Raw genomic sequence first — 23754 nt, forward strand, 5'->3', positions numbered from 1 at the left:
CACGACACCGATGGAGTATTCCCAACAGACCCTGATCGCGGTCACCGCCGCGCTCGTCATCGTCGCCGCGCTGATGGTGTGGCTGTCCCTGTCCCTCGCCGCCGCCGAAGGCGCGGTCGGCAGGGTCACGCGCGCCAGCCTCAACAACCTCGTGCTGGAGGCGCAGACCGACGGCGAGCTCACCCAGTTCAGCCGCATGAAGCGCGTCGACCGCATCCACCGCGTGCAGCGGCTCATCGCCGACCGGTACGTGACCGCCGGCGCGTGCGCGTTCTTCCGCATCGCCAGCAACGTGCTCGTCGGCGTGCTCGTCGCCATCGTCGCCGGGCTGTGGGACGCCCGCGTGTGGCTCGCGCTCGTCATCGGGGCCGTCGTCGCCATCGTCGTCGCCGTGGTCAGCGTGTTCGTCCGTCCGCGCGAGACCGGCGCGATCAAGCCAGCCGACATCATGATCGAACACTCCCGTCTCGTCGCCGCGGCCGTCCGCCTCACGCCGTTCCTGCGCCTCGGCGCGGCGCGCGAGGGGCGTCGCCGCGCGCAGGAGCTGTCCGACGACGAGGAACTGGAGAAGATCCAGCAGGAGCAGGGGCGCGCCACCATCGACCGTCTCGTCGAATCGAACGACTTCGACCCCGAGGTCTCCGAGATGCTGCGCAACGTGCTCACCCTGTCCGACACACTGACCCGTGAGATCATGGTGCCGCGCACCGACATGATCTGCATCGAGAGGGACGCGACGCTCGAGGCGATGCTCAAGCTGTGCTCGCGTTCCGGCTTCTCCCGCGTGCCCGTCATCGGCGACGACGTGGACGACCTCATCGGCGTCGCCTACCTCAAGGACGCCGTGCGCGCCACCGCGTTCAACCAGGCGGCGCTCGGCCGTGCGGTCGAATCCATCGTGCGCGACCCGATGCTCGTGCCCGAATCCAAGCCGGTCGACGACCTGTTCCACCAGATGCAGCGCTCCCGGCAGCACGTCGCCGTCGTCGTCGACGAATACGGCGGCATCGCCGGACTCGTCACCATCGAGGACGCCATCGAGCAGATCGTCGGCGAACTCGAGGACGAGCACGACCGCACGCAGCGCGAGGAGCCGGAGCGGATCGGCGACCGCAAATGGCGGATGCCGGCGCGTACGCCCATCGCCGATCTGGAGGAGATCTTCGAGATCGACATCGACGAGGACGACGTCGACACCGTCTACGGACTGCTCACCAAACTGCTCGGCCGCGTACCGATCGTCGGCGCCTCCGCCGTGACTCGCGGCCTGAAGCTCACCGCCGTCGATTCCGCCGGCCGACGCAAGAAGGTGTCCACCATCGTGGTGGAGCCCGCCCACGTCGAGGGGCGCGAGGAAGATGGCAACGCCGGAGACGGCGAGCGGCAGGCCAAGGCGTCCGAGGACGACGCCGACGGCGGGGCCGCGGACACGAAGACCCAAGCCAAGGAGTGACATGACCGAAACCGCCGTATCGACGAACGAGAACACGACCGCTGACGACGGCGCGGACCGCCGCGAGGCGCAGCCGTACCGTTCCGGATTCGTGGCGGTCGTGGGCAGGCCGAACGTCGGCAAATCCACGCTCATCAACGCGCTCATCGGCAAGCGCATCGCCATCACGTCGTCCCGTCCGGAGACCACGCGCAAGGCGATCCGCGGCATCCTTACCACCGAGAACGCGCAGCTCGTGCTCGTCGACACGCCCGGCATCCACCGTCCGCGCACGCTGCTCGGCCAGCGTCTCAACGACATCGTCGACGAAAGCCTGTCCGACGTGGACGAGGTGGCGTTCCTGCTGCCCGCCGACCAGGAGATCGGCCCCGGCGACAAACGCATCCTGTCCCGTCTGCGTTCCGACTTCGCCGTGAAGCGCGACGACGGCACGTTCGCATGGAAGGTGCCGCTGATCGCCGTCGTCACCAAGATCGACGAACTCTCGCGCGAACAGCTCGTCGCCAAGCTCATCGAGATCGACGGGTTCGCCGACTTCGCGGACATCGTGCCGGTGAGCGCCCTCGGACACGACAACGTCGACGAGGTGCGCAAGGTGCTCATCGAGCACACGCCGGAAGGCCCGCAGATGTACCCGGAGGAGCAGATCAGCGAGGAACGCCCCGAGGACACCATCGCCGAGCTCATCCGCGGCGCGTTCCTCGAACAGCTGGACGACGAGCTGCCGCATTCGCTGGCGGTCGTCGTCGACTCCATCGACTATCCGGAGGACAACGAGACCGGCGAGGCCTACGACGGCAAGGCGGACGTGCGCGTGTCCATCTACGTGGAGCGCGACTCGCAGAAGCCGATCATCATCGGCAAGGGCGCGAGGAACCTGACCGCCGTGAAGAAGAAGCTACGCACCCCCGTCAACCGCATCGTCGGCCAGAAGGCGCGCCTCGACCTGCACGTCAAGGTCGCCAAGAGCTGGCAGTCCGATCCCAAGCAATTGGAGCGTCTCGGCTTCTAGCCGTTCTATCGCGCGATGAAGGCCCGCTTCCCATCAGGGGGAGCGGGCCTTCATCGTATCCGGATGTTGTGCGGGGAACGTCGGGGAACGTCACAGGCCGGCGTCGGCCATGGTGATGTAGCCGGGGTCGATGAGCGTGGCCTTGAGGTTCGAGGCGCTGACGGCCAGCGGCTCCTCCTCCACGACATTCGTCTTCTTCAACGCGCCGGGGGCCTTCTTCCTCGACACGTAGGCGAGCTTGCCGAGCGATTCGCCCCGGTTGAGCCTCACCGTGACCTCGGCCGTGTCGGCCGCCAGGGCGACGCGGTTCTCCAATCCGGTCATCCACTGCTTGCCGTTCACCACCTGGGGAAGGGTGTCCACGTAGCCGCCGAAGCCGGTGACGATCGGCCAGCGTCGGTTCACTTCGCTGGTCCCGGTCTGCGCGGGAGTGTCGGAGCCGTCCGCTTCGTCGCCTTGGCTGCCGTCCGTATCGTCTTCGGGGGCCTTCGCCGGATCGGGCACGCCGCCGCGCTGCAGGTCCTTGCGGCCGGCGATGTTGCCGACGATGCCCGAGATGGTGATCTGCGGGTTGACGTCCGCCGCCGAACCGGTGTATCCGAGCGTGTCGAGTTCGTCGGTCACCGCGGAGGCGACGTAGTCGTTCATCGCGATGACGCCGTCGATGCGCGTGAACGAGGTGCCGTCGGCGGTCTTCTTCGTCGGCAGACGCTTGTCGACCTCCGCCGTGATGTGCTTCTCATCGGTGGCGTCGACGGTCACGTCGTCCCAATCGGAATCCGACGTGTCCTTGGTGAGCAGGCCGGAGGGCGAATACGCCTTGCCCTGCGTGAAATACGGTTGCAGCACCTGCCACATGCCGGCGAACGCCTCACGCGCGAACGCGTCGTCATCGACGGCGTCGGTCGCCTCGTCGCCGTCCTTCGCGTTCGCGGAGTAGGGGATGAACACCTCGACGGCCTTCGGATTGTCCTTGCTGGCCTTGGCCAGGTCGAGCTTCGTGACGAGCTTCTGCGCCTGCATGCGGCCGATCTGCTCGGCCGTGGAGAACCGCACGAACGCGTCCGGCGTGATGTCATCCACCCCGTTGGCGAGCAGCACGACGTGCATGCCGGAATCCTGCGCGAGTTGGAGCGCGGAGGCGAGACGGGAGTATGCGTCGTCCTGCGTTTGGTCGTCCGTGGACGTATCCGTGGCGGTATCCGTCTTGTCCGTCGTATCCGTGTCCGCCGAATCGGACCGCGACGCGTCGGAGGAGGACTCGGACTGCGGCTGCGTGACGTAGTCGCCGTACTGGCGTGTCGAGGAATCCACGTCGACGGCGGGGGCGACGATCAGCGTCGTGCGCTTCGCCTCCGCCTTGCCGGACTTGGACGCGTCCGCGGCGGTCATATGGTCCACGACCCAATCCTGCACGTCACGGCTCTGCGTGTCGAGGTCGGAGGAGGTCTTCGTCTCGATCGACTTCTTCGCCATGCCGGCGTCGACGAGTTTGGCGGTGATCTCGGGCGTCAGCTTCGCCCACTTGTTGAGCGGCGTGCGCTGGGAGATGGTGATGCCGTCCGACGGTGTGAAGATGACGGCGCTGCCGGCGGACGTCTTCGACGTGGTCGCGGTGCCGCCGGAGGATGTGGCGCCATTCGTCGGACCGTCCTGCGCGGCGCCGCACGCCGCGCAGGACGCGAGCATGGCGAATCCCGCCGCCATGGCGATCAGTCGTGCCGCGGGATTGCTGCTGCGAAGTGCCATGGGACGGGATTCCTTTCGATCGGCGGGCTGTGCACTGCCGTCGATTGTAGTAGCATCCCCGCGGATACGCCGCTGGGGGAGCCGCGCGTGCCGCCGTCAGTCGGCGAGCGCCCTGGCGAGGTTCTCGTCGAGCGCGTCCATGAAGCCCTCGGTGTCGAGCCACGGCTCGTCGGGGCCGATGAGCATGGCGAGGTCCTTGGTCATCTGGCCGCCTTCGACGGTGGAGACGATGACCTTCTCGAGCGTCTCGGCGAAGTGGCGGACCTCGGGGGTGCCGTCGAGGTCCGCGCGGTGCTTGAGGCCGCCGGTCCAGGCGAAGATTGAGGCGATCGGGTTCGTGGAGGTCTTCTCGCCCTTGAGCCAGCGGCGGTAGTGGCGGGTGACGGTGCCGTGGGCGGCCTCGGCCTCGACGGTCTGCCCGTCGGGGGTCATGAGCACGGAGGTCATGAGGCCGAGGGAGCCGAAGCCCTGGGCGACGGAGTCGGACTGCACGTCGCCGTCGTAGTTCTTGCAGGCCCAGATGTAGCCGCCGTGCCACTTGAGGGAGCTGGCGACCATGTCGTCGATGAGGCGGTGCTCGTAGGTGAGGCCCTCCGCCTCGAAGCGTTCCTTGTATTCGGTCTCGTAGATCTCGGCGAAGATGTCCTTGAACTGGCCGTCGTACGCCTTGAGGATCGTGTTCTTCGTGGACAGGTACACGGGGTAGTGGCGCATGAGGCCGTAGTTGAAGCAGGCGCGCGCGAAGCCGCGGATCGAATCGTTGACGTTGTACTGCACCTGGGCGACGCCGCCGTCGGGGCCGTAGTCGTAGACCACGTGCTGGATCGGCTCGGAGCCGTCCTCCGGCGTGAAGGTCACGGTGAGGCGTCCGGCGCCCGGCACCTTGAAGTCGGTGGCCTTGTACTGGTCGCCGAAGGCGTGGCGGGCGACGACGATCGGCTTGGTCCAGCCGGGCACGAGGCGCGGCACGTTGCTCATCACGATCGGCTCGCGGAAGATGGTGCCGCCGAGGATGTTGCGGATCGTGCCGTTGGGGGACTTCCACATCTTCTTCAGGCCGAATTCTTTGACGCGCGCCTCGTCGGGGGTGATCGTCGCGCATTTGACGCCCACGTGCTCGCGCTGGATGGCGTGCGCCGCGTCGATGGTGACCTGGTCGTCGGTGGCGTCGCGGTTCTCGATGCCCAGATCGTAGTAGTCGAGATCCACGTCGAGGTACGGCAGGATGAGACGGTTCTTGATGTCCTTCCAGATGACGCGCGTCATCTCGTCGCCGTCGAGCTCGACGACCTTGCCTTCGACCTTGATTCTGGCCATGCTTCCTCCTGACAGTTCGGTTGAGACATTGCCATTCCTAGCGCAGGAATGTAACGCCGCATGCGGGCGTTCGATTATGTGAGATGGCGGGCGGTATGCCGCGCGCCGCCGTCCCGCGCGCGCATTAGTCTCGGAGGCATGTCTCAGGAAATTGAAATCGGTTTGGGCAAGAAGGGCCGCATGGCCTACTCGCTGGACGACGTCTCGATCGTCCCCTCCCGCAGGACGCGCGACCCGCAGGACGTCTCCACGTCCTGGCAGGTCGACGCCTACGAGTTCGACGTGCCGGTCATCGGCGCCCCGATGGACTCGGTGACGAGCCCGGCCACCGCGATCGCGATGGGCAAGCTCGGCGCGCTCGGCGTGCTCGACCTCGAGGGTCTGTGGACCCGCTACGACGATCCGGAACCGTATCTGAAGGAGATCGCGGACCTGCCGGCCGAGAGCGCGACCCGCCGCATCCAGGAGATCTACGCGGAGCCGATCAAGCCGGAGCTCATCACGAAGCGTCTGCACGAGATCCGCGACGCCGGCGTCACCGTGGCCGGCGCGCTCTCCCCGCAGCGCACCCAGCAGTTCTACTCGACCGTGGTCGAGGCGGGCGTCGACCTGTTCGTGATTCGCGGCACCGCCGTGTCCGCCGAGCACGTGTCGCAGGACCACGAGCCGCTCAACCTCAAGCAGTTCATCTATGATCTGGACGTCCCGGTCATCGTCGGCGGCGCCGCCAACTACACGGCGGCCCTGCACCTGATGCGCACGGGCGCGGCCGGCGTGCTCGTCGGCTTCGGCGGCGGCGCCGTGTCCGCCACGCGCCAGACGATCGGCGTCGAGGCGCCGATGGCGACCGCCATCGCCGACGTGGCCGAGGCCCGTCGCGACTACATGGACGAGTCGGGCGGCCGCTACGTGCAGCTCATCGCCGACGGCGGCATGGGCGACTCCGGCAGCTTCGTCAAGGCGCTCGCCCTCGGCGCCGACGCGGTCATGCTCGGCGCGCCGCTCGCCCGCGCCACCGAGGCGCCGGGCCGCGGCAAGCACTGGGGCGCCGAGGCTCGCCACCAGACGCTGCCGCGCGGCTTCCGCACCGACGTCGGCACGGTCGCGCCGCTCGAGCAGATCCTGTTCGGGCCGAGCCACACGGCCGACGGCACCACGAACTTCGTCGGCGCGCTGCGCCGCGCGATGGCGTCCACCGGATACGTGGACGTGAAGAACTTCCAGCGTTGCGGCGTGGTCGTCACGCCGTACGCCGGCCGCCGCTGAGACGGCGGCGCACGGGCGCGGCGAGGGAGCTCCCCGCCGCGTCCGTGCGCGCTTGTCCACCGTGTCGTCCACGGTGATGCACCAAGGTCCCGCGCCTGTTGACGCGGGACCTTTCGCATGATGTGATGGCCCCACGTCCGGCCCGCCGCCGGTCCGGACGCGAGACATCGGACGAAGGAGCCCATCATGCAGCCGCAGCAGTACGTCATCTTCCCGTCAGCCGGATTCTCGTATGGCCGTACGCCTCCCGTCTACGAGGGCGTCGTCCACGTCGAACTGTCGCCGGAACCCGTCCCGTACCGCGTCGTCGCGGTCGTCGACGACGCGATGAGCGACGAGCAGATGCACGCGATGGCCGTGTCCGGCTGCCGGGTCGCATGCCTGGCGGCCGACGTGATGCGGGGCAGCCTGTCCTCGTCGATACTGCGACGCGCCGTCGAACCGTCATGCGTGGGCAAGCTGGAGACGATGGCGTACATGATGGACGGCAGGATGCGCGCCGACGACGCGTACCGGGCGCGCATGCGCTACCTGCCGGTGGTGCCTCTCTCGCTCAGCGGCATGCTGGTGAGCGCCACCGCGCTCGAATTCGCCGTGCACCTGTCCGTCGGAGGGGAGTCCTACTGGTCGAACCTCAGATTCGAGGTCCGCGGGTCGCGGTGGATGTGCACCGTCGCCGACATCGGATAGCGACGGTCCCGGATCCTCGCGCGGACGTGCGGCCGCGCCGGCACGGCTGATACCGGACCGGGTATAGTCTGGTGTCCATGTTGCGTGAGTATATTTCCGACCCCGAGTATGTGACCAACGACGGCGACACGATCTTCTCGCTGCTCGCCGCCCGCGCCGAGAGCGCTCCCGATGACGAGATCGCCGAATACCAGGACGACGACCGGCGCTGGCATTCGGTAAAGGCCTCCGAGATGCTGGAACGCGTGCGCGCCGTGGCGAAGGGGCTGCTCGGGCTGGGCGTGCGTCCCGGCACCATGGTCGCCATCTACTCGGCCACCTGCTACGAGTGGGGCGTGACGGACTTCGCCTGCGCGGCCATCGGCGCGGTCAGCGTGCCGATCTACGAGACCGACTCGGAACGCCAGGCCGCCTCGATCATCGAGGACACCGCGCCGCTGATCGCCTTCGCCGGCGACCAGGCGCATGCACAGACCCTCGAACAGGTGCGCGACGAGGTCAAGAGCCTCGAATACGTGTTCAACTTCAAGGCGAAGGGACTCGACGCGGTCGCCGACTTCGGCGCGAACGTCCCCGACGAGGAGCTCGACGAGGCCATCGCACGCGTGAAGGCCGACGACATGACGACCATCGTCTACACGTCCGGCTCCACCGGCAAGCCGAAGGGCGCGATGCTGTCCAACCGCAACTTCACGCACATCGTGAAGAACGGCTACATCATCCTCGAGGACATGCTCTACAACCCGAACCGCCTGCTGCTGTTCCTTCCGCTGGCGCACTGCTTCGCCCGCTACATCCAGTACGTGGCCATCGGCGGCCACGGCGTCGTCGGCTACATCCCCGGGGCCAAACACCTGCTCGCCGACCTGCGCTCGTTCAAGCCCACCTACCTGCTCGGCGTGCCCCGAGTGTTCGAGAAGGTGTACAACGCCGCCTCGCAGAAGGCCGGCAACGGCATCGCCGGACGCGTGTTCGCCGCCGCCTACCGACACTTCGTCCAGTGGTCGAAGGACACGCAGGCGGGCAAGGCCCATTCGCCGATCGCCCGCATCCAGCACTCGTTCTACATGGGCACGGTGGGCAAGTCGGTGCGTTCCGCCCTCGGCCCCAACCTCGCGTGGCTGGCGTGCGGCGGCGCCCCGCTCAACCCGGACCTCGCGCACTTCTTCAACGGCATGGACGGCATCACGTTCATCCAGGGCTACGGCATGACCGAGACCGCGGCCCCGATGCTCGTCAACTGGCAGGATGCCAACAAGGTCGGTTCCGTCGGCAAGCCCGGCCCCGGCATGGGCGTCAAGCAGGGCGAGGGCGACGAGCTGCTGCTCACCGGCCCGAACGTGTTCCTCGGCTACTACAAGCAGCCCGAGCTCACCGCCGAGACGAAGACCGCCGACGGGTGGATCCGCACCGGCGACCTCGGCACGATCGACGACGACGGCTTCGTGTACATCACGGGACGCAAGAAGGACATCATCATCACCGCCGGCGGCAAGAACGTGAGCCCGGCTCCCATGGAGGAGACCATCGCCACCTGTCCGATCGTCGACCATGCGGTCGTCGTCGGCGACGGCAAGCCGTTCATCTCCGCGCTCATCGAGCTCGACCCGGAGATGACCCGCTCCTGGCTCGCCTCCCAGGGCCTCGACCAAGACGCGCCGATGGCCGAGATCGCGGCGAACGATGCGGTGCGCGCGTTCATCCAGCAGTACGTCGACAAGGCCAACGCGAACGTCTCGCGCGCCGAATCGGTGCGCAAGTTCGCCATCCTCGACGAGGAGTTCAGCCAGGAGGCGGGCACGCTGACGCCGAGCATGAAGGTCGTGCGTCCGAAGGTGCTCAAGCGCTACGAGGACGTGATCGAGCACGAGATCTACACGCCCCGCAACCCCGGCAAGCCGCTGCCCGCCACCGTGCGCATCCTCGACAAGACCACCGAATCGGTCAAGCGCACCGCGGAGACCGTCAAGCAGGCGTCCGAGACCGTCAACACGAAGACGCTGCGCTCCGCCTACGAGCAGGCCAGGGAGAACGTGTCTGATTCGCTTGCTACCGTGTCCGAGAAGATCAAGCGCCAGCCTGACGGCGCGGACGGGAACGACGACGCCGCTTCCCCCGCCGACCAGGCCGACGGCCGCAACGCCACCGACACCACCGACAACGAGGAGAACTAGCCTTGGCAATCCGTGAGATCCGCATCGTCCCCGACCCCGTGCTGCGCACCCCCTGCGACGAAATCCGCGAGATCACGCCCGCCGTGCGCCGACTGGTCGACGATCTGCTCGAGACCGTCGACGATCCGGGGCGCGCGGGCCTGTCCGCCAACCAGATCGGCGTGAGTCTCAGGGCCTTCTCCTACAACATCGACGGCAAGATCGGCTACATCCTCAACCCGGTGCTCGAGGAGACGCGCGGCGAACAGTACGGCGACGAGGGCTGCCTGTCCGTGCCCGGACTGTGGTACAAGACGCGTCGCGCCGATTACGCCCGCGTGCGCGGCATCGACCTCGACGGCAAGGAGATCGTGCTGGAGGGGACCGGGCTCATGGGACGCATGCTCCAGCACGAGACCGACCATCTCGACGGCCACGTCTACCTCGACCGTCTGGAGAAGGAGGAGCGCCGCGCGGCGTTGAGGTACATGCGCGAACACCAGAAGTGAGCCGTGTCCCGCGGGAACGCGGGACGGACGGACATGGAAAAGGCGGCCCGCCGGCGACGATGCGTCGGCGGGCCGCCTTTTCCATGAGGTGTGTTATCTTTGTGCACCGTGCGCCAACCGGCGAGGAGCGGAGTCGCAGCCGTTCCGGACCACCCAATATCGTCAACCGGCGCGCGACGAATTCGCGTCATGTCCGCGACGGCCTGTGTCGGTCGGCCCGAACCCGTGGAGACACGGTCTGGGCTGCACGCAGGTGCGCATGACCAGGCAATAACCGACAAGAAAGGTAGCATCACCATGGCTCAGATCACGATGAGCGAAATGCTGAAGGCAGGTCTGCACTTCGGCCACCAGACCCGTCGTTGGAACCCGAAGATGAAGCAGTTCATCCTCACCCAGCGCAACGGCATCCACATCATCAACCTGTTCAAGTCGCTCGAGATGATCGACAAGGCGTACGACTTCATCAAGACCACCGTCGCCCACAACGGCACCGTGCTCTTCGTCGGCACCAAGAAGCAGGCCCAGGAGGCCATCTCCACCCAGGCCACCCGCGTGAACATGCCGTACGTCTCCGAGCGCTGGCTCGGCGGCATGCTGACCAACTTCCAGACCGTCTCCAAGCGCGTCAACCGCCTCAAGGAGCTCGAGGAGATGGACTTCTCCGACGTGCACGGCTCCGGCCTGACCAAGAAGGAGCTGCTGCTCCTCGAGCGCGAGAAGGACAAGCTGGAGAAGCAGCTCGGCGGCATCCGCAACATGGGCCGCACCCCGTCCGCGATGTTCGTCGTCGACATCAACAAGGAGGCGCTGGCCGTCGAGGAGGCCCACAAGCTGGGCATCCCGGTCGTCGCCATCGTCGACACCAACACCGACCCGGAGTCCGTCGACTACCCGATCCCGGCCAACGACGACGCCATCCGCGGCATCGAGCTGCTGACCAGCCTCATGGCCGACGCCGTCGCCGACGGCCTGCTGGAGCGTTCCGGCAAGGCCGCCAAGGAGGAGGGCGCCTCCGAGCAGCCGATGGCCGCTTGGGAGAAGGAGCTCCTGGAGAACCAGGACGCCACCGCCGCCCCGGCCGCCGAAGGCGAAGCCAAGGCCGAGTGAATCCCCGCTTAAGGATTCGCCGAGCGTGAACCGCGAAGGTTCACCTACCGCTAGGATGGGAGGTGCAACGATGATTGCACCTCCTGTCATAGGGGAACGCAATCGATTTTCATCCCAAGGAGACAAGTTTCATGGCAGCAATTACCGCCGCTCTGATCAAGCAGGTTCGTGAGGACACCGGCGCCGGCATGCTCGACGTCAAGAAGGCCCTGACCGAGGCCGAGGGCGACGTCGCCCGCGCCAAGGAGATCATCCGCGCCAAGGGCATCGCCGCGGCCGGCAAGCGCGAAGGCCGCAAGGCCCAGGAAGGCACCATCGCCTCCAAGGTCGTCGCGGGTGCCGAAGGCGAGACCGGCTACGCGGTCGAGCTGAACTCCGAGACCGACTTCGTGGCCAAGACCCCGAAGTTCGTCGAGTTCGCCGACACCATCCTCGGCTACGCCGTGGCCGCCGACGCGGACAACGCCGACGAGCTGCTGGCCGCCAAGGCCGGCGACGAGACCGTCAAGGAGGCCATCGAGGAGGCCGCCGCCCTGTTCGGCGAGCACGTCAAGGTCGGCCAGTTCGCGAAGATCTCCGGCGAGCACGTCGAGATCTACGCCCACAAGAAGTCCGCCGAGATGCCGCCGAGCATCGTCGCGATGATCGCCACCGACAAGGCCGGCGCCGCCGTCGCACACGAGGCCGCGCTGCAGATCTCCGCGATGGGCGCCAAGTGGCTGACCCGCGAGGACGTCCCGGCCGACGTGGTCGAGTCCGAGCGCCGCGTCGCCACCGAGAAGTCCCTCGCCGAGGGCAAGCCGGAGAAGATCGTCCCGAAGATCGTCGAGGGCCGTCTCAACGCCTTCTTCAAGGAGGTCGTCCTCCTCGAGCAGCCGTTCGTCAAGGATCCGTCCAAGACCGTCGGCAAGCTCTTCGAAGAGGTCGGCGGCAAGGCCCTGGCCTTCGCCCGTGTCGAGGTCGGCAAGGGCGAGGAGGCCTGAGGCCCCCTCCCGTCGGATTCCGTCGGATCGGCCGCTACGGTCCGCTGACGGTCATGCGACACGCTGAATGACGGCGGCCGCGCATCCTGGGTGATGCGCGGCCGCTATCGTATTCCCGGAAAGTCCGCGGACCCGAAGGAACCGGAAGAAACGAGGGGGAACCGATATGGATGCCGACGAGAAACGTCATGGATACGTGCCCGCGACGCGCGCGACCGCCGTGGGACTCCTCGCCATCGCGGTGTGGAGCCTCATGACCGGGCTGGTGCGCGTCGTCGCCGAATCGTTCGGAGCCACGCTCGGCTCGGCGCTCATCTACACGAGCGGCGCCATGCTGCTGCTCGTCTTCCATCGCCCCGCGCCGCTCCACGACTATCCCAGACGCTACCTGGTCGTCGGGGGAGCGCTCTTCGTGTTCTACGAATCCTCCATCTCCCTGTCCATCGGATTGGCGTCCACCGCCGAGCAGTCCGTCGAGGTGAGTCTCGTCAACTACCTGTGGCCCACGCTCATGGTGTTGCTCGCCGCCGCCATCGGCCGGCCGCGACGCAGGGGAGCGGTGCGGCGGGCGCTGCCGGGCGCCGTCGTCGCCACCGCGGGCGTGGCGCTGGCCGTCGGCGGCAACGGCGGGTTGCGTCCCGAAGCGGCGATCGGACATATCATGTCCGATCCGCTGCCGTACCTGCTCGCCTTCCTCGGCGCGTTCGCATGGTCCCTCTACGCGGTGATCACCCCCGCCATGTCCGGCGGGCTGGACGGCACATCGGTCTTCTTCCCCGGGGTCGCGGCCTCCCTGTGGATCATCCACCTCGCATCGGGTGAGGGATTGCCGGCATCGATGCCGGGGCCGCTCGACTGGCTCGCCGTCATCGCCTGCGCCGCCGTCATCGGCGGCGGATACGCGTTCTGGGGGTACGGCATTCTGCACGGGAGCCTCAGGACGCTCGCCGTGGCCTCATACGCGACGCCCGTGCTGTCGGTCGCCGCCAGCTCGCTCATCCTCGGCCTGTCATTGTCCCTGCCGTTCTGGTGCGGCGCGTTGCTCGTCGTCGCCGGTTCGGCGCTCAACCTGATCGCGGAACGGCTAAGCGGCGGACGGTGAACCCCGCGCGCCGGCCCCTCGGGACGCTCCCGGCGCATCGCTACACGGTGAGGCCGTACGGTGTCGGGAACGGCGGATAACCTGTCAGATGGTAATTTTCGTGGATGCGCCGCGCGGCGTCGATCCGCCGCATGGCGCATCCGAGAACGAAAGGGTGTAACAGTATGACTGGCAACGAGGCGAAAGATAAGCCGCGCAGGGTGCTGCTCAAGCTGTCCGGCGAGGCGTTCGGCGGCGGCAGGGTCGGCATCGACACCAAGGTGATCCGACGCATCGCCGAGGAGATCGTCCCCGCGGTCCAGCAGGGCGTGCAGGTCGCCATCGTGACCGGCGGCGGCAACTTCTTCCGTGGCGCCGAACTGCAGCAGGCCGGCATCGACCGCTCCCGCGGCGACTACATGGGCATGCTCGGCACCGTGATGAACTGCCTCGCGCTCCAGGACTTCCTCGAGCAGGAGGGCCAGGCCACCCGTGTGCAGACCGCCATCACCATGGGCCAGGTCGCCGAGCCGTACATCCCGCTCAAGGCCATCCGCCATCTGGAGAAGGGCCGCGTGGTCATCTTCGGCGCCGGCGCGGGCATGCCGTACTTCTCCACCGACACCGTCTCCATCCAGCGTTCGCTGGAGATCCACTGCGACGAGGTCCTGATGGGCAAGAACGGCGTCGACGGCGTGTACACCGCCGACCCGCGCAAGCACGCGGACGCCAAGCGCTTCGAGACCCTGAGCTACAACCGCGCCCTGGTCGACAACCTCGCCGTGATGGACGCCTCCGCCCTGTCCATGGCGCGCGACAACAGGAAGCTCATCCGCGTCTTCGGCCTCGAGGAGCCGGGCAACGTGACCCGCGCCCTGCTCGGCGAGGACATCGGCACGCTCGTGTCCACCGCCGAATCGCGCGTGGCGGAATAGCCCGGAACCACGCCGAGACCCTACAATCGGTAGGGAAGCAAACCGTAAACGAACCGTTCGCAGACGAACAGCAAGGAGCACAACATGGCAAACGTCGTCGAGCAGGCCAAGGAGCAGATGGCCAAGACCGTCGAGAACACCAAGGAGAACTTCGCGGGCATCCGCACCGGCCGTGCCAACCCGGCCCTCCTCAACGGCATCGTGGTCGACTACTACGGCGCCCCCACGCCGATCAAGGCCGTCGCCTCCATCGGCGTGCCGGAGCCGCGCACCCTTTCCGTCACCCCGTTCGACGCCTCCCAGGCCGGCGCCGTCGAGAAGGCGATCCGCAACTCCGACCTCGGCGTCAGCCCGAACCGCGACGGCAACGTGATCCGCATCACGATGCCGGAGCTTACCGAGGAACGCCGCAAGGAGTACGTCAAGCTCGCCAAGGCAAAGGCCGAGGACGGCAAGGTCGCGGTGCGCAACATCCGCCGCAAGACCAAGGAAGGCATCGACAAGTCCGTCAAGGACGGCGACATGGGCGAGGACGAGGGCGACCGTCTCCTCAAGGACCTCGACAAGGTCACCAAGTCCGTCACCGACGAGATCGACACCCTGCTGGAGACCAAGCAGAAGGAGATCATGGAGGTCTGAGCCTCCGCACGCCGTTATGGAACGCAACGAACAACTCCACGAAGAGGCCGAAGTCGCACTCGACGAGATCAACAAGAAGACCGGCCGGAACATGCCCCAGGCGGTAGGCACCGCCGTCGTCCTGATCGCCGTCATCCTCGCCGCGATGCTGCTCAGCATCGACCTGTTCGTGGCGTTGATCGTCGTGTTCATGATCCTCGCCCTGTGGGAGCTGCGCGTCGACTTCGCGACCGTCGGGCTGCACATCCCGTTCGTCATGCTGTGCGCGTGCTCGGCGGCGACCCTGTTCGCCACCTACTACGCGCCGCTGCACGTCGTCGCGATGGCGCTGTGCGCGATGGCGTCGATCATGCTCGTTTCCATGACCGCCACCGCCAAGTTGAGCTTCGGCAACCGCCTGTCGCTCGCCGTGGCGGACAAGCTCTCCAACACGGAGGCGGGCGCGCGCCTCGAATCCTCGTTCAACCACGAGGGCGGCGAACAGCACCACTCCCGGCTGAGCCACGTGTCCGTGTCGGTACTCACCGTGCTGTACATCCCCGTGCTCGCCGCGTGCATCGTCATGCCGCTGACCTTCCACGGGCATCCGGTCGCCCACGCGATCATGCTCGTGTTCCTGCCCGCCCTGTCCGACACCGGCGGCCTGTTCGCCGGCGCATGGCTCGGCAAGCACAAGCTCTCCCCGCGCATCTCGCCGAAGAAGAGCTGGGAGGGACTCGCCGGATCGGTGCTGTTCGCCATGGCCGGCGCGTTCGCCGTCCTGTTCTGCACGTACACGCCGGACGTGTGGGCCGCCATGTGGTGGGTGCCCGTGCTCGAAGGCGTGCTCGTCGGCGTGGTCGGCACGTTCGGCGACCTGTGCGCCTCGATGATCAAGCGAGATCTCGGCATCAAGGACATGGGCCACCTGCTCAAGGGCCACGGCGGCGTGATGGACCGCGTCGACTCCATCCTCATGGCGGCGCCGTTCACCTGCATCCTCCTGTGGTTCACCGGCCTGTGACGCCGTGACGCCCATGACCAGCGGCCGGTGAGGAAACGGACGATCCCCGGGCCGGACAGTCGTGACGATTGTCCGGCCCGTTCCGCGTTTTCGCGGGAGAACCGCGACGAACGACGAACGATGACACGTGATGAACCGTGACGAAAGGAAGCCACCCATGGCCGACCAGAACCCCATCATCGACGGGGACGCCCCCGAGACCGGCATCACGCCGGGAGGCACCACCGGCGCGTTCCGCGACGTGCTGTCCAAGGACCATGCTCACCGTGGCAAGCCGCCGCTGCACTTCGCCGACATGACGCCCGAACAGCGCGTCGAGACCGCGAAGGGGCTCGGCATGCCGAAGTTCCGCGTCAAGCAGCTCGCCAACCACTACTATGGGCGCTTCGACGTGAACGCCGCCGAATTCACCGACTTCCCGGCCGCCAAACGCGACGAGGCGGCGGCCGCGTTCTTCCCCGAACTCATCCACGAGGTCACTCGTCAGGTGGCGGACGACGGCGCCACCATCAAGACGCTGTGGCGCCTGTTCGACGGCTCCCACATCGAATCGGTGCTCATGCGCTATCCGACGCGCACCACGCTGTGTATCTCCTCGCAGGTCGGCTGCGGCATGGGATGCCCGTTCTGCGCCACCGGCAAGCTCGGACTCACCCGCAACATGTCCGCCGGGGAGATCCTCGAACAGGTGCGCGTCGCCGCGCGCATGATGCGCGACGGCGAGGTCGCCGGAGGCCCCGGGCGCCTGAGCAACATCGTGTTCATGGGCATGGGCGAGCCGATGGGCAACTACCGTTCCGTCCTGTCCGCCGTGCGCCAGATCTCCGCCATGCCGCCCGAGGGCTTCGGCATCTCCGCACGCAACATCACCGTCTCCACGGTGGGCGTCGTGCCCGGCATCAGGAAGCTCGCCGCTGAAGGCATCCCGGTGCGTCTCGCCGTCTCCCTGCATGCGCCGAGCGACGAGCTGCGCGACGAGCTCGTGCCGATGAACAAGCGTTTCGACACCACGCAGGTGCTCGACGCCGCGCACGACTACTGGCTGGCCTCCAAGCGCCGCGTCAGCATCGAATACGCGCTGATGCGCGGCATCAACGACCAGGCCGAGCATGCGCGTCTGCTCGCCAAGCGTCTCAACCATTACGGCGACGACTGGGCGCATGTGAACCCGATCCCGCTCAACCCGATCGAAGGCTCCCGCTGGACCGCCTCCAAGCCGGAGGACGAGGCGCGGTTCCTCGAGATCCTGCACGACGCGGGCATCACCGCCACCCTGCGCGACACCCGTGGCCAGGACATCGACGGCGCCTGCGGGCAGCTCGCCGCCAAGACCCGGGAGGCGTTCGAGCGCGCGAAGTGAGACGCCGGCCGCCCGTACGGCGCGCGGCCGGTAGTCTGGGGTGTCGTACAGAAGAAAACCTTGCGAACAGGGGAGTGGAGTTATGTCGCTGGCGGTTCGAGTCATCCCGTGCCTGGACGTCGATGCCGGACGAGTGGTCAAAGGCGTGCATTTCGAGAATCTGAAGGACGCCGGCGACCCGGTGGAGCTCGCCGCCGAATACTACCGGCAGGGCGCCGACGAGCTCACCTTCCTCGACGTGACCGCCTCCAGCTCGCACCGCAACACGATGATCGACGTCGTGTCGCGCACCGCCGAGCAGGTGTTCATCCCCATGACCGTGGGCGGCGGCGTGCGCACCCCGGAGGACGTGGATTCGCTGCTGCGTTGCGGTGCCGACAAGGTGGGCGTCAACACGGCGGCCATCAACGATCCGACGCTCATCAGCCGCGTCGCCGAACGCTTCGGCAACCAGGTGCTGGTCCTGTCCGTCGACGCGCGCCGCGAGAAGGGCGAGCAGCACACGCAGTCCGGTTTCGAAGTCACCACGATGGGAGGCCGCAAGTCCACCGGCATCGACGCGATCTGGTGGGTGAAACGCGCCGAGGAGCTGGGCGCCGGCGAGATCCTCCTCAATTCGATGGACGCCGACGGCACGAAGGAGGGCTTCGACCTCGAGATGATCCGCGCCGTGCGCAAGGAGGTCAGGATTCCGATCATCGCCTCCGGCGGCGCCGGCAAGGTCGAGGACTTCCCGCCGGCCATCGAGGCCGGCGCGAACGCGGTGCTCGCCGCATCGGTCTTCCACTTCGGGCTCATGACCATCGCCGACGTGAAGGCGGAGCTCAAACGCCACGGCTACACGGTGCGCTGAGACACGCGCGGACATGCGCCGGAACACCCAAGGAACCAACGGAAAGACTGCAATGACGGACATCATCTACGACAACACGACCGAACTCGACCCCCGCATCGCCGCGCGGCTCAAGCGCGACGCGAAGGGCCTCGTGGCGGCGGTCATCCAACAGTACGACACGCGTGAAGTGCTCATGGTCGGCTACATGAACGACGAGGCGCTCCGGCGCACGCTCACCACGGGACGCGTGACCTTCTGGTCGCGATCCCGCCAGGAATACTGGCGCAAGGGCGACACGTCCGGCCACGTGCAGTACGTGAAGGGCGTGTCCCTGGACTGCGACGGCGACGCGCTGCTCGTCGAGGTCGACCAGGTGGGCGCCGCATGCCACACCGGCAAACGCAGCTGCTTCCTCGAAGGCGGACCGCTGCCGGTGGCCGTCGGCCATCGTACGCCGGAACAGGCCGACGGCGCCGACGATTCCAATGGCTCCGACGGCGAAGCGCATGCGGACGATAAGGAAACGGAGGCACGGGCATGACCGAGTGCAGCGTCGAACATCTCAACTGGGGCGGCACCTGGCCGAACCGTGAACAGTTCCTCGAACTTGCGGGCGAAGGCTACCGCGTGATCCCGATCGTGCGCCGCCTGCTCGCCGACTCGCTCACCCCGGTCGGCTTCTACGAGCGTCTCGCCGGTGGCCGCACCGGCACGTTCATCCTCGAATCCGCCGAATACGGCGGCTCCTGGAGTCGTTACAGCTTCATCGGCGTGAACTCGATGGCGCAGCTGCGCGCCGACAAGGACGGCAACGCCGACTGGCTGGGCACTGTGCCCGCCGGAGTCCCCACGCACGGCGACGTGGTCGAGGTCGCGCACGCCACGCTGAAGACGCTCAAGGCGCCGCGCGTCGAGGGACTGCCGAACCTCACCTCCGGTCTGGTCGGCACCGTCGGCTGGGACGCGATCCGCCACTGGGAGCCGACGCTGCGCGCCACCGCGCCGAACGAGACCGGCCAGCCGGAGATGGTGCTCGCACTCGCCACCGACATCGCCGTCGTCGACCACGTGTCCGGTTCGGTGTGGCTCATCGCCAACGCGGTGAACGTGGACGACAAGCCCACCCGCGCCGACATCGCCTACGACCAGGCCGTCAGGCGCCTCGACCGCATGCAGGAGAACGCGGCCACGCCCACGCCGGGCGAGGCCCGCGTCAGCGCCCTCGACACCTCAGTCAAACAGCCGGAACTGCGTTTCCGCACCCCCAAGGAGGTGTATGAGAAGGCGGTGGAGGCCACGCGGCGGCACATCATCGACGGCGACGTGTTCCAGACGGTCATCTCCCAGCGCCTCGACATCGACTCGCCCGCCGACCCGTTCGACGTGTACCGCGTGCTGCGCACGCTCAACCCGAGTCCGTACATGTACTTCATGGCGTTGACCGACGCCGAGGGCCGTGATTTCAACGTGATCGGCTCCAGTCCGGAGACGCTCATCAAGGTGGACGACGGTCACGCGCTCACCTTCCCGATCGCAGGCTCCCGGCCGCGCGGCAAGACCCCGGAGGAGGACGCGCGCCTCGCCAAGGAGCTGCTCGCCGATCCGAAGGAACGCAGCGAGCACATCATGCTCGTCGACCTGTCGCGCAACGACCTGAGCAAGGTGTGCAGGCCGGAGACCGTCGAAGTGGTGTCCCTCATGGACATCAAGCGGTTCAGCCACATCATGCACATCTGCTCGACCGTCACCGGCGAGGTCAATCCGGACATGACCGCGTTCGACGTGTTCATGTCGGCGTTCCCCGCGGGCACGCTGTCCGGAGCGCCGAAGCCGCGCGCCATCGAGATCATCGACGAGCTGGAGCCCGCCGACCGCGGCATCTACGGCGGCACCGTCGGCTACTTCGACTTCTCCGGCAACATGGACATGGCGATCGCCATCCGCACCGCGTTCCTGCGCGACCATGAGGCGAGCGTGCAGGCCGGCGCCGGGCTGGTGCTCGACTCCGTGCCCGCCAACGAATGGCAGGAGACCCGCAACAAGGCGGAGGCCAGCGTCGAGGCCATCCAGATCGCCGCCCAGTTGCGCGAACTGTAGCCTCCCGGATTTCTTCCCGGGACTCTCCGGCGCTTTCCGGGATTCGGGCGGGGAACATGGCGGGGTCACGCGAACGTGACCGTCACCGTGTTCCCCGCCTTCTCGTCGCCGGTCCACGCGGTCGCCGCGCGCGTCCACGTCATGCCGTTCGCGGTGACCTTGGTGACGCCGTAGTGGCGTGCGTTGACGACGATCCACGTCGCCGTCTGCCAGACCGCGCGACGCGTGTTCCCGTCGCTCAGTCCGCCCGGCACGGTGAAGGTGACGGTCGTGGCCGTCGCGCCGTCACCTGCCGCGGCGTTCCCGTCCCCGCCTGCGCCGGCGTCATCCGTCGATTTCGATGACGGCGACGATGACGATGATGACGATGACGCCGCCGTGACGGACGGATACGCGCCCTGCAGTCCGGCGACCAATCCGTCCGGATCCGACGACGTGACGTCGCCCGGCAGCCTGCACCCCACGCCGGCGGCGACCTCGCCGGTCAACGATTGCGCCCAGGCGCGTGCCAACCCGTCCCATTGCGCGTACGCGTCCGGATAGCCGGACAGCTGCACCGCCTGCGCCGCGTCCTCCACGGGAATCGACTCCCAGTCGGACACCTTCACCAGCCCGTCGTAGAACGCGTTCGTCGCATAGGTCTCATCCATGAGCTGCTCGACCGTGCCCCACCCCTGGCTGGGACGTTGCTGGAAGAGTCCCAGCGAATCACGGTCGCCGTACTCCAGGTTCGTGATCTTCGACTCCTGCATGGCGGTGGCGAGCGCCACCGTGGCCGCGTGGTCGGGCAGTCCGCGCGTCACGCCGATCGCGGTGATGAGGCCCGCGTTGCGCGCCTGTTCGGTGGACAGCACGTAGCTCATCACGCCGTCCGTCTGTTTCGCCATGCAGTATGCGCTCGTGTCCTTCGCGGCGGATGCCGCGTTCCCCAGATCGGCGAGCCATTGCGCGGAGAGCTTCACGACGCCCACGATCACGGCGGTGACGATGCAAATGGTGGCCACGACGATGATGAGCGCGTGGCGGAGCGCCGTCGAGCCGCGCCGCGCGCCCGGTGCCGTGCGTTTCGTCATATGGAATCGCCCCTTCCGGCTTCCGTGATGTTCTTGTCCGAATCCGTGATGCCGCGTCTCACGTTACCAGCCCGATTGTGGTTGTTCGGCAAGAGAACCCTGGGAACGACCCTGATGGTTGCCCTGAACGAGGTCGGGGGAGGATAATGGGCGGCGAGTGGTTGGTCGGATGTCGTGCAGCGTATGCGGGGAGGTGCCGGTGATGATGGGACAGGACGGTGGACGGCGACGGGGAATGAGGGGAACGCGGTCCCGTCGCGTCGTCGCATGGATCGTGGCGGTCCTGATGGTCGTCGTGCTGGGCGTCGCCGGAACGTTCGCCGTGCGCACGTTGACGGGGACGGATTGGCGTTCCGGTGATGCGGCGGGGGAGACGTCGACGGATGCGACGGCTCCGAGCGCCGCCGCCGAAGCGAAGTATCCGAAGGCGGTGAGCCCGGTCGACTACAACGGCAACGGGGTTGACGATTACGCGGACATCGTCGCCGGTGCCCGCAGGGATGCGGAGAACCGGCCCGCCTACGACGACGGCTATTATGAGGGCGGCTATCCGCCGGACGACCGCGGCGCGTGCACCGATCTGGTGTGGCGCGCGTTCAAGACGGCCGGATACGATCTGAAGGCCATGGTGGACGCGGATGTGGCGGCCGATCCGGCGAGCTACGCCGCCGTCGCGCCGAACCCGGATCCGAACATCGACTTCCGTCGCACCGGCGTGCTCGACGTGTTCTTCTCGAAATACGGGGAGAAGCTGACGCTCGACCCGGCCGATCACGCGCAATGGCAGGGCGGCGACGTCGTCGTGTTCCAGAACGTCAAACACATCGGTATCGTCTCGGACAAACGCGACGCGGACGGCACCGCGTTCATCCTGCACAACATGGGCCAGCGGCAGCGTGAGAACGACTATCTCGCGTTCAGGACGCACATGACCGTCACCGGCCACTACCGTTTCGACGCGTCCAAGGTCCCGCAGAGCGTGCTGCGCCAATGGCGGCAGTGACGGTTGCGGTGCGGCGGTCCGCGGGACGAGGATGACCGCGGCTACCTGCCGTTCCGGTCGTACTTCACGCGTAGTTCGGGCAGCATCACGACGAACAGGACGGCCGCCATCACGGCGGTGACGAGGTCGGCGAGCGCCTGCGCGGCGATGACGCCGTCATAGCCGAACAGGCGCGAGCCGGCGACCAGGGTGACGGCGAGGATCAGACCCTGACGGCTGATCGACAGGACGAACGCTCCCAACGCCTTGCCGGTCGACTGGAACGTGCAGGTGGTGACCATGACGATCGCCACGCATACGAGGCTCAGCAGCTGGATGCGCAGCATGCCCGCGCCGAGCGTGACGATCCGTTCGTCGGCGATGAAGAAGCGCATGAGCCGCCGGTCGAAGACGCTCAGCACGACGGTCATGACGAGGGCGAACGAGCAGAGGAACAGGTAAGCGAACCGCATGATGCCGTGCAGTCGGCGCATATTACGCGCCCCGTAGTTGTAGCCGATGAGCGGCTGCGCGCCGAACGCGAATCCGACGAACACGAGCACGGCGATCATGACGACCTTCAGGGCGATGCCCATGGCGGCGACCGTGTCGGTGCCGTAGGGGAGCAGGAACAGGTTGACCATGACCAGGCCGACGCTCTGCGTGAGGTTCGTGATGGCGGAGGGGATGCCGATGGCGAGGATGTTGCGGATCTCGAGCGCGGTGATGTCGAGACGGCGTTTCGCCGTGGCGGCGGCCGCGGTCGCGGTGCCGAACATGAGCCGCGGGTCGATGGACAGGTTGCGGCTGCGTTTCAGCAGGAACCAGACGAAATACGCATCGGTGCAGATGTTGGCGATGACGGTCGCGCCTGCGGAGCCCGCCGCTCCCCAGCCGAGCCCCTGGATGAACAGGGGGTTGAGAATCATGTTGACGACGGTGCCGACGATCGAGCCGATCATGGAGGGGACGGCGTGGCCTTCGGTGCGCAGCAGGTTCGTGGGCGTCATCGAGACGATGATGAACGGCGAGCCGATGATGATGAGCGTGTAGAACTCGGAGGCGTGCGTCCACGTGTCGTCGGTCGCGCCGAGCAGGGTGAGCATCTGCGTGCGGAAGACGAGTCCCAGCACGACGATGACCAGTCCGGTGACGATTGCGCCGTAGAAGCAGAACACGCTCAGACGGCGTCCGTCGTCATACCGTTTCCTGCCGAACAGGCGGGAGACGACGGAGGCACCGCCGAGGCCGAAGATGTCGCCGAGCGCGATCATCACGGTGAACATGGGCGCGGTCAGGGAGACGCCGGCCACCATGCTCGTGTCTCCGGTGTGCGCCACGAAGTACGTGTCCATCATGTTGTAGACGAGCGTGACGAGCATGCTCAGCACGACGGGCATCGTCAACGCGAAATACGCCTTCGGGATCGGCGCCTTCTCGAACAGTTCGCTATCCACGGATTCCTGCCTTCTCCTCTTTCCCTCGTTTTATGCCACTGCGCCCCGCG

General features: G+C 67.1%; 20 protein-coding genes and 1 pseudogene. 17 read left to right on the forward strand and 4 right to left on the reverse strand.

The annotated features are described in order from the left end of the window. Positions 1 to 10: 10 nt before the first annotated feature. Both AC1AYD_RS09310 and era read left to right on the forward strand, forming a co-directional pair. Positions 11 to 1453, forward strand: a complete 1443-nt coding sequence (locus tag AC1AYD_RS09310; RefSeq protein ID WP_476545052.1) for a hemolysin family protein — start codon at positions 11 to 13, stop codon at positions 1451 to 1453. A 1-nt stretch (position 1454) separates the two neighbouring features. After that, the gene (gene era / locus AC1AYD_RS09315) at positions 1455 to 2465 is read left to right on the forward strand and encodes a GTPase Era (RefSeq protein WP_476501616.1); all 1011 of its coding nucleotides are present in this window, start codon (positions 1455 to 1457) and stop codon (positions 2463 to 2465) included. A 90-nt stretch (positions 2466 to 2555) separates the two neighbouring features. On the opposite strand, the gene AC1AYD_RS09320 is transcribed toward era, so the two are convergent. Together AC1AYD_RS09320 and AC1AYD_RS09325 are read right to left on the reverse strand one after the other, a co-directional pair. Then, entirely contained in the window at positions 2556 to 4214 is a 1659-nt protein-coding gene (locus AC1AYD_RS09320; RefSeq protein WP_476545053.1) for a type 1 periplasmic-binding domain-containing protein, read from the reverse strand. 96 nt (positions 4215 to 4310) lie between these two features. After that, positions 4311 to 5531, reverse strand: a complete 1221-nt coding sequence (locus AC1AYD_RS09325) for an NADP-dependent isocitrate dehydrogenase (RefSeq protein ID WP_476501618.1) — start codon at positions 5529 to 5531, stop codon at positions 4311 to 4313. Between the two features lie 138 nt (positions 5532 to 5669). On the opposite strand from AC1AYD_RS09325, the gene AC1AYD_RS09330 reads away from it, so the two are divergent. The 14 genes and pseudogenes from AC1AYD_RS09330 to trpE all read left to right on the forward strand — a co-directional run bounded on the left by AC1AYD_RS09330 (position 5670) and on the right by trpE (position 20192). Next, entirely contained in the window at positions 5670 to 6797 is a 1128-nt protein-coding gene (locus AC1AYD_RS09330; RefSeq protein ID WP_476501619.1) for a GuaB3 family IMP dehydrogenase-related protein, read from the forward strand. Positions 6798 to 6983: 186 nt separating this feature from the next. Then, positions 6984 to 7487 (forward strand): Rv3235 family protein, encoded by a 504-nt coding sequence (locus AC1AYD_RS09335; protein ID WP_476532236.1) that lies wholly within the window; start codon positions 6984 to 6986, stop codon positions 7485 to 7487. A 77-nt stretch (positions 7488 to 7564) separates the two neighbouring features. Further along, positions 7565 to 9661, forward strand: a complete 2097-nt coding sequence (locus tag AC1AYD_RS09340; RefSeq protein WP_476501621.1) for an AMP-dependent synthetase/ligase — start codon at positions 7565 to 7567, stop codon at positions 9659 to 9661. A 2-nt stretch (positions 9662 to 9663) separates the two neighbouring features. Continuing rightward, positions 9664 to 10149 carry a peptide deformylase gene (gene def / locus AC1AYD_RS09345; RefSeq protein ID WP_476501622.1) on the forward strand — a complete coding sequence of 162 codons (486 nt, stop codon included), beginning with the start codon at positions 9664 to 9666 and terminating at the stop codon, positions 10147 to 10149. Between the two features lie 297 nt (positions 10150 to 10446). Further along, positions 10447 to 11259, forward strand: a complete 813-nt coding sequence (gene rpsB / locus AC1AYD_RS09350; RefSeq protein WP_476501623.1) for a 30S ribosomal protein S2 — start codon at positions 10447 to 10449, stop codon at positions 11257 to 11259. Between the two features lie 131 nt (positions 11260 to 11390). Then, positions 11391 to 12242 (forward strand): translation elongation factor Ts, encoded by an 852-nt coding sequence (tsf, locus tag AC1AYD_RS09355; RefSeq protein WP_476501624.1) that lies wholly within the window; start codon positions 11391 to 11393, stop codon positions 12240 to 12242. A gap of 166 nt (positions 12243 to 12408) precedes the next feature. Next, a complete protein-coding gene (gene yddG / locus AC1AYD_RS09360) occupies positions 12409 to 13344 on the forward strand; it encodes an aromatic amino acid DMT transporter YddG (protein ID WP_476545054.1) in 936 nt (311 codons plus the stop codon). 164 nt (positions 13345 to 13508) lie between these two features. After that, positions 13509 to 14258: a UMP kinase gene (gene pyrH, locus AC1AYD_RS09365; RefSeq protein WP_476501626.1), complete on the forward strand. Its 750-nt coding sequence runs from the start codon at positions 13509 to 13511 to the stop codon at positions 14256 to 14258. 84 nt (positions 14259 to 14342) lie between these two features. After that, complete coding sequence (gene frr, locus AC1AYD_RS09370) at positions 14343 to 14897, forward strand: ribosome recycling factor (protein WP_476501627.1); 555 nt, start codon at positions 14343 to 14345, stop codon at positions 14895 to 14897. A gap of 16 nt (positions 14898 to 14913) precedes the next feature. Then, positions 14914 to 15900, forward strand: coding sequence for a phosphatidate cytidylyltransferase (locus AC1AYD_RS09375; protein WP_476501628.1), 987 nt, complete (start codon positions 14914 to 14916; stop codon positions 15898 to 15900). A 157-nt stretch (positions 15901 to 16057) separates the two neighbouring features. Further along, positions 16058 to 17260 carry a dual-specificity RNA methyltransferase RlmN gene (gene rlmN / locus AC1AYD_RS09380; protein WP_476545055.1) on the forward strand — a complete coding sequence of 401 codons (1203 nt, stop codon included), beginning with the start codon at positions 16058 to 16060 and terminating at the stop codon, positions 17258 to 17260. Positions 17261 to 17342: 82 nt separating this feature from the next. Continuing rightward, a complete protein-coding gene (gene hisF, locus AC1AYD_RS09385) occupies positions 17343 to 18113 on the forward strand; it encodes an imidazole glycerol phosphate synthase subunit HisF (protein WP_476545056.1) in 771 nt (256 codons plus the stop codon). Positions 18114 to 18165: 52 nt separating this feature from the next. Continuing rightward, positions 18166 to 18558: pseudogene (hisI, locus tag AC1AYD_RS09390) on the forward strand (phosphoribosyl-AMP cyclohydrolase); the annotation flags it as partial. Between the two features lie 74 nt (positions 18559 to 18632). Continuing rightward, complete coding sequence (gene trpE / locus AC1AYD_RS09395; RefSeq protein ID WP_476545057.1) at positions 18633 to 20192, forward strand: anthranilate synthase component I; 1560 nt, start codon at positions 18633 to 18635, stop codon at positions 20190 to 20192. 65 nt (positions 20193 to 20257) lie between these two features. On the opposite strand, the gene AC1AYD_RS09400 is transcribed toward trpE, so the two are convergent. Beyond that, positions 20258 to 21265, reverse strand: a complete 1008-nt coding sequence (locus AC1AYD_RS09400; RefSeq protein WP_476545059.1) for a cobalt transporter — start codon at positions 21263 to 21265, stop codon at positions 20258 to 20260. A 235-nt stretch (positions 21266 to 21500) separates the two neighbouring features. On the opposite strand from AC1AYD_RS09400, the gene AC1AYD_RS09405 reads away from it, so the two are divergent. After that, positions 21501 to 22268 (forward strand): DUF1287 domain-containing protein, encoded by a 768-nt coding sequence (locus tag AC1AYD_RS09405; protein ID WP_476545061.1) that lies wholly within the window; start codon positions 21501 to 21503, stop codon positions 22266 to 22268. Between the two features lie 41 nt (positions 22269 to 22309). Here the strand turns inward: AC1AYD_RS09405 and AC1AYD_RS09410 are convergent, their stop codons facing one another. Continuing rightward, positions 22310 to 23704: an MATE family efflux transporter gene (locus tag AC1AYD_RS09410; RefSeq protein WP_476545062.1), complete on the reverse strand. Its 1395-nt coding sequence runs from the start codon at positions 23702 to 23704 to the stop codon at positions 22310 to 22312. Positions 23705 to 23754 lie beyond the last annotated feature (50 nt).

This window comes from Bifidobacterium sp. LH_426 (genome assembly GCF_056356875.1).